This is a genomic window from Propionispira arboris, assembly GCF_900109225.1.
In the GTDB taxonomy this organism is placed as follows: domain Bacteria; phylum Bacillota; class Negativicutes; order Selenomonadales; family Selenomonadaceae; genus Propionispira; species Propionispira arboris.
Map to the genome: position 1 here is coordinate 75473 of NZ_FNZK01000022.1, position 11845 is coordinate 87317.

Sequence of the window (11845 nt, forward strand, 5' to 3'; positions counted from 1 at the left end):
TCCGTTAAAAAAGTCCAGTTATTTTCCCATCATTTGTAATATCCATTTTTTCGGCAGCTGGATGTTTGGGTAATCCAGGCATCGTCAGTATATTCCCTGTTAATGCTACGATAAATCCGGCACCAGCAGAAATTTTAATTTCCCGGACTGTAATTGTAAATCCGGATGGTCGGCCTAGTTTTGTTGCATCATCGCTCAAGGAATATTGCGTTTTCGCCATACAAATCGGCATTTTATCAAGGCCGAGATCCACAAGTTCTTTGATGCTCTTGCGAGCTGGCGCCGTAAATTCGACACCATCTGCACCGTAAATTTCCCGGGCAATAGCATTGATTTTATTTTCAATGGTTGCTTCTGTTTCATAGATAAATTTAAAAGCCTTTGGTTTATCGACTGCTGCTAATACTTTCTCAGCAAGTGCAATCCCACCAGCACCACCTTTTGCCCAAACTTCAGAAAGAGCTACTTGTGCGCCCATAGCCCTGCACTGTTCTTCTACAAAAATAAGTTCTGCTTCAGTATCTGTAGGGAATGCATTGATGGCAACTACCACCGGCAAGCCAAATTTATGTATATTTTCAATGTGTTTTGTAAGATTACTAAGACCAGCATTAAGGGCTTGCATGTCTACCTGCGTCAATTGATCTTTAGACATTCCACCATGCATTTTAAGAGCGCGAACCGTAGCAACAATTACAACAGCATCCGGGCTGATTCCTGCAAAACGGCATTTGATATCAAGAAATTTTTCTGCTCCCAAATCAGCACCAAATCCAGCTTCTGTAACAACGACATCAGCAAGTTTTAATGCAAATTTCGTCGCCATAACACTATTGCAGCCATGCGCAATATTGGCGAATGGACCGCCATGGATAAACGCTGGTGTACCTTCTAGTGTTTGCACCAAATTAGGTTTGATTGCATCTTTAAATAACAGGGTCAGTGCTCCCGTTACATTGAGCTGTGCTGCACGTATTGGTTCTCCATTTCGAGTGTAAGCAACGATGATTTTCCCCAAACGATCTTTCATATCATCAAGATCTTGGGCGAGACAAAGAATTGCCATCATTTCAGAGGCCACCGTTATATCAAAACCTGTTTCTCGTGGTACCCCATGAGGTTTTCCGCCCATACCGCAAACAATATTGCGCAAAGCACGATCATTAAGATCAACCACACGGCGCCAGGTAATGCGACGAACATCAAGATCTAATTCGTTTCCTTGCTGTAGGTGATTATCAATCACAGCTGCTAATAAATTATGCGCTGTCGTAATTGCATGAAAATCGCCCGTAAAGTGTAGGTTGATATCCTCCATTGGCACAACTTGTGCATAACCACCGCCTGCTGCACCGCCTTTTAAACCAAAACAAGGTCCTAAAGATGGTTCACGCAGCGCAATCGCTGTTTTTTTGCCTAATTTATGTAAAGCATCGCCCAAACCTACACTCGTAGTTGTTTTACCTTCACCGGCCGGTGTAGGATTAATGGCTGTAACAAGAATCAATTTCCCATCCGGACGATTTTTGATAGAATCCCAGGCTGCCAGTGCTATCTTCGCCTTATATTTACCATATAATTCAAGCTCATCCTCTGAAATACCTAGCTTTTCTGCAATCGCTGTAATTGGCTGAAGTAGCGCTGCTTGTGCAATTTCTACATCACTTTTCATCAATCTGCCTCCCTGACAATAAAAAATTTTTCAAGCTCTTTAGTATTACTTTAAATTATCGTAATATAATTATTGTTTATTTTAAATTTATATTGTTTTACTCAACTGCAAGCGCGCTGCTTTCACGGTATTATGCATAAGTATAGCAATCGTCAAAAGTCCAACCCCGCCGGGCACCGGAGTAATCGCACCAGCAACAGATTTTACTGCCTCAAAATCAACATCACCAACAAGCTTTTTCGGAGCAATACGATTGATTCCAACATCAATTACAACGGCTCCAGGTTTAACCATATCAGCGGTAACAAAATGTGGTCTTCCCACAGCAGCCACTAAGATATCAGCTTGTTTCGTAATCGCTGCCAAATTTTTCGTTCGTGAATGACAAACCGTCACCGTTGCATCCCGTGCAAGTAATAAATGAAACATTGGCTTGCCCACAATATTACTGCGACCAATAATAACTGCATTTTTACCAGCAATTTCAATTCCAGCTAATTCCAACATTTTGATGCATCCCATAGGCGTACATGGCACAAGATGTTCCTGACCGGTCGCCAGTTTCCCCACGTTGATCGGGTGGAACCCATCCACATCTTTATCCGGATCGATAAAATCCAAAATTTCCGCCTCATCGGTATGAATATGTGGTGGCAATGGCAACTGAACCAAAATTCCATGAATTTTACAGTTGTGATTAAGTTCATCAATTTGAGCTAATAACATTGCTTTTGTTGAATCGATCGGCATTTCAATGACTTCGGAATAAATACCCAATTCCTCGCACGAACGATGCTTATTAGCAACATAGACCTTTGATGCCGGATTTTCACCAACGATAATAACAGCAAGCCCTGGTGTAACTTTAAATTCTTGTTGCAGCGATTCAACCTGTTTTTTAGCTTCCGCTTTTATTGCAGCAGCAAATATTTTTCCTTCTAATAATTTTGCAGTCATATTTTACCCCCAACACGATCAATCAAATAGTCACCATATTATACTAACTAATGTAAATAAAAAAATTGAAATTGCTACGATACCATTTCGCATAAAATAAACTTGCGTCACCTGACTCAAATCATCAACGCCTACAATCGAATGCTGATAACATAAAGTCAGTAATGCAATGAAAACACCACCATAATAAATCGGTGCTAAATGCATAAGAATTCCGACCATAGTAAAACATAGTATGCTCAAAAAATGCATGCCTTTAGCTATACGCAAGGCACCAGCAAGACCAAACTGCGTTGCCATCGAATGCAGTCCATGGTCTTCATCAAATTTTTTATCTTGACAGCCATAAATGACGTCAAATCCGGCAATCCAAAGTCCCACCGCTAAACTCAATAAAACAATTGGTAAATCAAGCGAACCGCGAATTGCTATCCAGCCGCCCGCCGGTGCCATCGCCAGAGCAATACCTAAAACAAGATGACAGCAGCAAGTAAATCGTTTCGTATACGGATAAATAACAAAGGGAAAAATTGCCAGAGGTGCAAGTTTCACACAAATCGGATGAAGCTGTAATGTCGCCGTAATAAAAACACCCAAGCTGACCACGATCAGTAAAATACTTTCCCATGGCTTCACTTCACCAGTCACCATCGGGCGTTTCGTAAAGCGAGGATGCAGTTTATCATACTTTAAATCTATAATATTATCGAGTGCCAGAGCGGCACTCCGCGCACCTACCATTGCCACTGTAATCCAAAGGAATGTGGACAGGTCTGGTACGCCATCGGCAGCTAAAAAAGCTCCCATATAAGCAAACGGCAAAGCAAACACAGAATGATGCAATGCTATATTATTTACATGTGCTGATAATTTACTCAAAACCAAGATCCTTCCATTTCTGATCTACTGCGGCCTTGATATCATCACTCATCACGATTTCATCTGGCCATTCACGTGTATGACCCTCTTCCGGCCAGGACTTCGTCGCATCAATTCCGACTTTTGTTCCCCATTTTGGCATCGGTGAAGAATGGTCAAGTACATCAAGCGGTCCATCAACCATCACGATATCTTGTTTTGCATCAATATTATTGAAGACGCGCCACCAAACTTCCTGTTCATCCTGTACATTAACATGAGAATCTACAATGATAATCATCTTCGTAAACATCATCTGCCCCATACCCCAGACCGCATGCATTACTTTTTTAGCCTGCTGCGGATATGTTTTTTTGATTGAAATCATTGCACAATTATGAAATACGCCCGCCAGCGGTAAATTAATATCGACAATTTCCGGCATCATCACTTGGAGAAGTGGTAAAAAAATGCGTTCCGTTGCTTTAGCTATATAGCAATCTTCCATCGGAGGTTTCCCCACAATAGTTGCTGGATAAATTGGGTTTTTACGGTGCGTAATACAGGTAATATGAAAAACCGGATACTCATCCGCCAGCGAATAATAACCCGTATGGTCGCCAAACGGACCCTCACGGCGCAATTCATCCATTTTCACGTATCCTTCCAGCACGATTTCACTATGTGCTGGCACTTCAACATCGACGGTTTCACATTTGATCATTTCTACTGATTTTTTACGCAGCATACCAGCAAAAACCATCTCATCGATATCCCGCGGCAATGGTGCCGTCGCAGCATACGTCAAAACAGGATCTGTACCAATGGCTACAGCAACTTCAATCCGGTCTTTCCCCATTTCTTTATAGGCGCGAAAATTTTCAGCACCATTTTTATGAATATGCCAATGCATACCCGTTGTTTTCTCATCAAATTTCTGCAAACGATACATACCAACATTGCGTTTGCCCGTTTTAGGATTTTTCGTAAAAACAAGCGGCAGTGTAATAAAGGCGCCACCATCTTGCGGCCAACACTTCAGAATTGGAAATTTATCCAAAGATGGCTGATCTTTGATAATAACATCTTTGCACGGTCCATTTTTTACATATTTAGGAAAATTAATTGCCCGTTTCGCAGTTGGAATAATCGAAATTAAATCGAGTTTATGCTCCAAAGAAACATACGGAAGTTTTAAAATTTCTCTAAGTTCATCCGCAATATCATCTATTTTTTCCACACCAAAAGCAATAGCCATTCGTTCCATGCTGCCAAATGCATTCATTAAAACAGGAACATCATATCCTTTAACATTTTCAAAAAGCAACGCAACATTTTTAGCGCCCTTCATCTTAGAGACCCGATCTGTGATTTCGGTAATTTCTAATTCACAATCGACTGGTGTCGTAATCCGTTTTAAAAGCCCTCGCTTATCGAGTGCATCGATAAATTCCCTTAAATCTTTAAAAGCCAAAATTATATACTCCCCTCAACTATTTTCGCAAAACAAAGCGAACAATAAATACACTGATTTCATATAGTAAAATCATCGGAACTGCTATCATTGACTGCGAAAATACATCTGGTGTCGGTGAAATAACAGCTCCGATAACAAATGTTAAAAAAATAACAATTTTACGCTTTTTGCGCAAAAAAGCCGATGTAACAAACCCCATTTTAGCCAGAATCACAATAATGAGCGGCAATTCAAAAATAAATCCAAACGGCAGCACAAAGGCAATCACAAAATCGAGGTATTTACCAATAGATAACAATGGCTGCAAATCTGCATTGCCAAATCCCAAGAAAAATTTAATTCCCGCCGGCAGCACAAAAAAGAAAGCAAAAGCCAGCCCAATAAAAAATAACCCGGCAGAAATTGGTACAACCAGCCCAATTAAAAATCTTTCTTTTCCCGTCAACGCAGGCAGAAAAAATCGCCATACATGATATAAAATCACGGGCATTGCCAATAAAAATCCCGCAAAGAAGGATACTTTCATATAGGTAAAGAAAGCTTCCGCCGGCTGCATATAATATAATTTACCAGCAGGAATCGTTAAATAATGCATGATATCTTCAATAAAGAAATAGCAAATCCCGCTGCCAATAGCAATTGCAATTATTGAATAAATCAGCCTGCTTCTAAGTTCATCAAGATGGCGCAGCAATGTCATATTCCCTTTCGCTGCCTCTTCAATTTCTGCAGGTGTTTTTTCACCTACATATTCTTCGTAGCTCCGTTCATCTGCCATTAATCAGACCCTCACTTTGCATCTTTTTTTTGAGGTTCTTCATTTTTTTCGACTGCTTTAACAACAGACTCCTCTTTCTTTTCTTCAGGAGGTTCATTCGATGCATTTTTAAATTCGTTTAAACTTTTTCCCACAGCACGCCCTATTTCCGGTAATTTACCTGGACCAAACACTACCAAACCAATCACCAAAATCAAGCCTAATTCCGGTACACCTATTCCAAACATAATGTCATTCCTCCAACTTTTATTTCACTTTTATAAACGAATCTATAACTCGTACTGTAATTATACAATTACATGAAAAAAAATACAACGAAAGCAATACATATTGCTTATAAAAAAATCGTCCTTGCATAAACAAAGACGATTTTAGAGCAGAAATTATTTTACTTCTGGTTTTTTATCCGATACAGTTTCAGCTTTCACCGTTGTTTCTTCTGGTTTTGGTTCACTTTTAGTTTCTGCCTTCACAACCGGCGTTGAGATACTTTCGGTCAAACCCGCGGTTGCTTTTTTAAATTCATTTAAACTTTTTCCAACTGCTCTGCCGACTTCCGGCAATTTACCGGGTCCAAATACGACTAATCCGATAATTAAAATCAAAATTAATTCTGGTACACCAATTCCAAACATGACTCATTCCTCCATTTAATTTTAATGTACTCTATTTACTGCATGACGTCAACGCCGATTTATATAGATACAAAAAAAATTCCTTCACATATATCATACTACATTTAGTATGTACGAATGCGAATTGAATCTGCAGCTAATTGATATGCCTCAAAAACCGCAGTTGGAATCGATGATGGCAATACATCATAAGCCTTGGTAATGTATTCATCTACTTTTCCCCGTGCATATTCCACAGCGTCGGTTGCTTGAACAATATCTAAAGCACGAGATAGCAAGTCGTTACTCATATCGCGTGTTTTTAATATAGCCTGAAGCTCTTCTGAATTTGGACTCACTTCAAGAGCATGAATAACTGGCAAAGTCACAATCCCCTGCAAAATATCATTGCCCGCTGGTTTGCCGATTTCTTCCTGCGTTGCTGTCAAATCAAGTAAATCATCGGTAATTTGAAAAGCCATCCCAATAGCTTCACCATATTGCCGTAGTGCGTCAATTTCTTTTTCCGGCAGTTTCGCGACAATCGCACCTAGTTCGCAGCTGGCGGCAATAAAATTCGCTGTTTTTTTTGCAATACGCGCATAATACTCAGATTTGTCTTTTGATGCACGAAAAGTTTCTTTATTTTGAATGATTTCGCCCTCACTCAAATCACAAATAAGCTGTGCCAAAATCATAGTCACCCGTGAACTGTAATTTTGTTTTGCTATTAAAGAAAAAGCTTTCGCAAATAAATAGTCTCCACTCAAAATGGAAATCTGATTGCCCCATTTTGAATTTGCTGTTGGCGTACCACGCCGCATATCTGCACTATCAATTACATCATCATGCACAAGTGAAGCCATATGAATCATTTCAATCGCTGCTGCCAGGGGCATAATATTTTTTTCATCAACCGAATTTCCACATCGTACAGCCAAAAAATAAAGAGCTGGTCGCAAGCGCTTCCCACCCGAATTCACTAAATGTGTTCCGATTTCCGTGATTAACTCTATCGGTGATTGAACTACGGCAAGCATTTCTTTTTCTAATTTTACCAAATCTTCCTTCACCACATCGAACATCTTGTTACTGGACAAATTTATCACCTACAAGTTAGATATCTTAACTTAATAAGTTTACTACAACACTAAAGATTTGGCAAACTACATTCGTTGAATTTATGAATACAATTCTCTTTTTAGAAACTTATTTTCCTCATCAATAACTCACGATTATTATAAGATATATAAACTTCACTAAATAGTCTTAACAATAATTTTTAAAAACAGCAGGCCCCAAAATATGACCTGCCGTTTTAGTGAAATTAAGATTTAAATTGTAACTTTATCAGCGGCTGTGACATGTCTGCCAATGCCCATTTCCTCTTTACTAAAGCCCAGAGCAAAACCAATCAATTGCTGCAAATGCAAAATTGGAACCTCTACCGAAGACTTCGTGGCTTCACGCCCTTCTGGTGAATACATATCAAGCTGCATTTGACATAAAGGACATGGTGTAACGATCATCTGTGCTCCAGCCTGTGCTGCATTATCAGCAATCTTCCCAGTTACAGTTAAAACATCATGTTCCGCTGTAAAAAAGGCATGGAAGCCACAGCATTTAAGCTTATAATCAAAATCTATTGGTGTTGCCCCCAAAAGTTTTATTAACTTTTCCAGAGACTCAGGATTTCGTCCATCTTCATAATTCAGCACTTTTTGCGGACGAATCAAATGACAGCCATAAAACCCAGCCACTTTTACATTTGTAAGTTTATTTTTGATTTTTCCAGCAAAAACTTCAGGATGCGCATCCAAAACCCATAAGAAATGGGTAACTTCTGCTGTTCCCTGATAAGGATACGGGTGTCCAGATTTCTCTAATATTTCATTTACTTGTGCCCGCAGGTTCTCATCTTCATCTAATTTTGCCTTAGCTTGTTTTAACTGTAATGTACACGTATTACATACCGTCATAATTGGCAGGCCCATATGTTCTGCAATGGAAATATTACGGGCATTAATTGCCAGCATTGACAATTCGCTGACACCTTGCGCATGCGATGCACCACAGCAAGTCCATTCTGGAATTTCTACAAGTTCAATCCCAAGTGCCTCTGACACCTTCATCATCGAAGCATGCGCTTCTGCTGCCGCCCCTTTTAAAACGCAGCCGGGAAAAAATGCGTACTTCATATTATTTGTCCTCCTTAGCTGCAATATCGATAATCGAACGAATTTTGCTAATATCTTTATTTACAGGTGCTTTTTCAAATAGATCAAGCTTACCGGTTTTCATTAAACGATAAGCAATTGGCACACGAAATGCTGCCGAAATAAAACCTTCTGATTGTACAGATAATTTACTTTCATCAAGCAGACCAGTATTGTATATGTCATCATAAATGGCTTTCGCATGGTTTGAACCAACGGAAGATGCCATTTCCAGTTTAAACGTCGCCTCTTTTAATTTTTCAATTGCCCCTGCCGGATCGAGATCTTTCGGACAACTCGCTGTACACTCCTGACAGTTAAAGCATTTCCAAAGACCGGCTTCAATAACATCTTTCAAATGCTGTTTGTGGTCTTTGTCGCGCGAATCTTCGACTAGTTTTGCTGCTTTAACAAAAATAAATGGGTCTAAAAAATCTTTTTCATTTAATGCACTTTTATTGCACTCTGAAACACAAGATCCACAAAGTATACAGCCTGCATACTTTTTATATTTATCAAAATCCTCAATGGACTGTTTACAGCCAGTTTTTACAGTAAATTCCGCTTTAGGATGTAACGACGGCTCAATTTTTTTCATTTTTTCATATTTCGGGTCCCAATCAACGATTAAATCGCGAATTACGCGAAAATTGCCCAAAGGTTCAACAATTAAAACATCTGTTTTATAGCGTTTTACCAATGTATCTAAAAGAACTTCACAGGCGAGTTCAGAATGACCATTTACACGCACTGCACAAGCACCACAAATACTTGACCGACAAGAAGATGTGAAAGATAATGACGGGTCCTGCTTTGCTTTAATTTCATGCAATGCTGATAAAATCGTCAAACCTTTCGTTATTTCAATTTTATATTCTTGAATCCATTTTTTTTCATCAACATAGCGATGAATCTGCAAGGTAACTATCATAATCAGTACTTCCTTTCTTTCGGCTGATATTTCGTCACAACAACATCCTTATACTCGGTCTTATAGGTGTTTCCTTCTTTAAATACCAAGGTATGTTTCATGAAATTCTTATCATCACGCAGCGGGAAATCTTTACGTGAATGTCCGCCGCGACTTTCCTTTCGTGCCGTAGCACCAAGTACAATTGCCTTGGATATTTGTAGTAAGTTACCTATTTCAATATAATTCATAAATGCTGTATTATAAGTATGCGAAGGATCCCCAACATAACAGTTCTTATAAAGTTCCATTAAGGCATCAATTTCTTTTGATGCCTCATTTAAATGCTGTTCATCACGATAAACACCCGCTTTGTACCACATTGTTTCAGCCATTTTATCACGAATTTCAACAACAGGAGTACCTGCTGTACGTGTCGTAACTTCATCGAATTTTGCCAGCCATTGATCACGCGAAGCTTTCAGTACTTCAAGATTGCCTTCATATTTCGTTTTTGCAGCATACTCTGCCGCACTTTTGCCAGCTACCGTACCAAAAACCAAAACTTCACTCAACGAATTTGCTCCCAAACGATTGGCACCGTGAATTGAAACACAAGAACATTCGCCAGCTGCATATACACCTGGTACACGCGTTGCTGTCGTTTTATAATCATCAACTTCCAATCCCCCCATCGAATAATGACAAGAACAGCGAATCGGCACTGGCTGCTTGGAAATATCTACGCCTTCAAAACGTAATGATAAATCGTATACTTGTCCTAAACGTTCCATGATACGCTCTTTGGGAATATGACGAAAATCCATATATACAGCTGCATGCAGTCCTTCACCGATTCCACGGCCTTCACTGATCTCGGTTTCAATGGATCGAGCTACAATATCGCGCGTGGCCAGTTCCATGGCTTTTGGAGCATATCTAGCCATAAAGCGATTGCCATCTTTATCAAGTAGGTATGCGCCTTCCGAGCGGCTTGATTCGGATAACAATACCCCATTACTAGCCAATCCTGTTGGATGAAATTGCACCATTTCCGGATCTTTGAACGGAATGCCTAGCTGCATGCCCATAGCAATTCCATCGCCTGTTGAACTGTAAGGATTGGTTGTACGAATCCAATATGCACGACCATAACCCCCAGTGGCTATAATGATACTTTTAGTGGGAATCGAAATAAAATTGCCGCTGCGCATATCAACGGCAACAACCCCACTCAATTTTTCATCTTTTCGAACAATTTCAAGCATCTGACATTCAGAAATAAATTCTACATTTTTTGCTAAACATTGTTCGAATAGAGCATGAACCATGGCATGACCAGAACGATCTTCATAATATGCAGCCCGCGCATGTGAGCTGCCCCCCATTTTACGTTGATGAAATGACCCATCTTTCTGACGATTATAAGGATATCCCATATAATCCATTTCATAAATCACTTTTCCAGCAGTTTCGGCAAAATACTCTACTGCATCCTGATCACAAAGATAATCGCCGCCTTTGACGGTATCAAATGCATGTGATTCTGTTGTATCGTCGGGATCTGTCACCCCTGTAACACCATTCATACCGCCTTGTGCCATCGTAGATGCCGATCGTGTTGGGATCATTTTAGTCATCACGGCAACTTTTAATTTGTCATTTTTTGCTGCCTCAAGTGCCGCTTTCATGCCAGCACCACCACTGCCGATAATAAGTACATCATATGTTACATTGCCATCACGTACATTTTTTGGGATATTATTGCCTTCCCACTTAAAATATGTTCCGGCTGCAATTGCAACACCTGCCGCTGCACCACCTTTAATAAAGGTACGCCTTGAAATTTCTGTTGACATATTCAACCCTCCAAATAATAAAATTCACAAAACATCTTTAATTATGATAATATAAATGCAATATATTACTATCTTATCTTACCATTACTTTTTTCTATTTTCAACCGGATCATCATTCATAAAAACTATATGTATCATAATAAAAACCTATATGGTGTACTTTCTTTAATGCACTATGTACAAAAGAAAGGGGCTGTGAAATAATGCCCCTATAAAAACAAAAGAGGATCACTAGCTCGAAAGAGCCGCTGATCCTCTTTTTGTGTTAAAATTTTACATAGCACATGAAAAATTCAAACATACATTATTTTAAAACAAAACAGGCAGTTTTGCCACTGTTTATTTCAGATTATCTGAATATCTGTGATCCCGTGCTGGTTTTTGACCGATTTATGGAGGAAATCGACTTGGAGAAATACCTGAAAAATGTTCCAGCTCACTTTGCTGGACGTATCAGGTATAACCCGACCAGCATGTTGAAAACAATCTTATTCGGATTTATGA

Annotated in this window: 12 protein-coding genes; 1 reads left to right on the forward strand and 11 read right to left on the reverse strand. The window is 39.5% G+C overall.

The genetic code is table 11. From position 1 onward, the window contains the following. Positions 1-4: 4 nt before the first annotated feature. From BMY14_RS17830 to BMY14_RS17880, 11 genes are all read right to left on the reverse strand, one after another. Positions 5-1672, reverse strand: coding sequence for a formate--tetrahydrofolate ligase (locus tag BMY14_RS17830; RefSeq protein ID WP_091834884.1), 1668 nt, complete (start codon positions 1670-1672; stop codon positions 5-7). Between the two features lie 87 nt (positions 1673-1759). Continuing rightward, complete coding sequence (gene folD, locus BMY14_RS17835; RefSeq protein ID WP_091834887.1) at positions 1760-2629, reverse strand: bifunctional methylenetetrahydrofolate dehydrogenase/methenyltetrahydrofolate cyclohydrolase FolD; 870 nt, start codon at positions 2627-2629, stop codon at positions 1760-1762. Positions 2630-2659: 30 nt separating this feature from the next. Further along, a complete protein-coding gene (locus BMY14_RS17840; RefSeq protein ID WP_091834890.1) occupies positions 2660-3508 on the reverse strand; it encodes a UbiA-like polyprenyltransferase in 849 nt (282 codons plus the stop codon). Beyond that, on the reverse strand, positions 3501-4961 hold the full coding sequence (locus BMY14_RS17845; protein WP_019554813.1) for a menaquinone biosynthesis decarboxylase: 1461 nt from the start codon (positions 4959-4961) through the stop codon (positions 3501-3503). Before BMY14_RS17845 ends, BMY14_RS17840 begins: the two co-directional genes overlap by 8 nt. Before the next feature lie 19 nt (positions 4962-4980). After that, on the reverse strand, positions 4981-5742 hold the full coding sequence (gene tatC / locus BMY14_RS17850) for a twin-arginine translocase subunit TatC (protein ID WP_091834892.1): 762 nt from the start codon (positions 5740-5742) through the stop codon (positions 4981-4983). A gap of 11 nt (positions 5743-5753) precedes the next feature. Then, the gene (gene tatA, locus BMY14_RS17855; RefSeq protein WP_019554815.1) at positions 5754-5969 is read right to left on the reverse strand and encodes a twin-arginine translocase TatA/TatE family subunit; all 216 of its coding nucleotides are present in this window, start codon (positions 5967-5969) and stop codon (positions 5754-5756) included. Positions 5970-6125: 156 nt separating this feature from the next. Then, positions 6126-6377 carry a twin-arginine translocase TatA/TatE family subunit gene (gene tatA / locus BMY14_RS21235; protein ID WP_019554816.1) on the reverse strand — a complete coding sequence of 84 codons (252 nt, stop codon included), beginning with the start codon at positions 6375-6377 and terminating at the stop codon, positions 6126-6128. 104 nt (positions 6378-6481) lie between these two features. Continuing rightward, a complete protein-coding gene (locus BMY14_RS17865) occupies positions 6482-7441 on the reverse strand; it encodes a polyprenyl synthetase family protein (protein WP_091834895.1) in 960 nt (319 codons plus the stop codon). A gap of 249 nt (positions 7442-7690) precedes the next feature. After that, complete coding sequence (locus BMY14_RS17870) at positions 7691-8554, reverse strand: CoB--CoM heterodisulfide reductase iron-sulfur subunit B family protein (protein ID WP_091834898.1); 864 nt, start codon at positions 8552-8554, stop codon at positions 7691-7693. A 1-nt stretch (position 8555) separates the two neighbouring features. Continuing rightward, positions 8556-9503, reverse strand: a complete 948-nt coding sequence (locus BMY14_RS17875) for a succinate dehydrogenase/fumarate reductase iron-sulfur subunit (protein WP_091834901.1) — start codon at positions 9501-9503, stop codon at positions 8556-8558. Between the two features lie 2 nt (positions 9504-9505). Further along, positions 9506-11341 (reverse strand): FAD-dependent oxidoreductase, encoded by a 1836-nt coding sequence (locus tag BMY14_RS17880; protein WP_091834904.1) that lies wholly within the window; start codon positions 11339-11341, stop codon positions 9506-9508. Between the two features lie 284 nt (positions 11342-11625). On the opposite strand from BMY14_RS17880, the gene BMY14_RS17885 reads away from it, so the two are divergent. Next, positions 11626-11845, forward strand: a 220-nt coding sequence (locus BMY14_RS17885; protein ID WP_483878440.1) for a transposase, incomplete at its 3' end; no start/stop codon positions are given.